1 protein-coding gene is annotated in these 210 nt (G+C 51.0%); it reads right to left on the bottom strand.

The window, feature by feature from the left end:
- A partial coding sequence (locus NI461_RS14195; protein ID WP_049071916.1) for a hypothetical protein occupies positions 1 to 210 on the bottom strand: 210 nt, incomplete at both ends.

Raw genomic sequence — 210 nt, 5'->3', positions numbered from 1 at the left:
AGTCGCTGTCTGAATCTGAGTCGCTATCGCTGTCTGAATCCGAGTCCGAATCGCTGTCTGAATCCGAATCGCTATCCGAGTCTGAATCGCTGTCTGAATCCGAGTCGCTATCCGAGTCAGAGTCTGAATCGCTGTCTGAATCCGAATCGCTGTCTGAATCCGAATCGCTGTCAGAGTCTGAATCCGAGTCTGAATCGCTGTCTGAATCTG

It is taken from the genome of Acinetobacter sp. S4400-12 (genome assembly GCF_024129495.1).
GTDB classification, from domain to species: Bacteria; Pseudomonadota; Gammaproteobacteria; order Pseudomonadales; family Moraxellaceae; genus Acinetobacter; species Acinetobacter lwoffii_C.
This window is presented reverse-complemented; position numbering and strand designations above follow the sequence as displayed.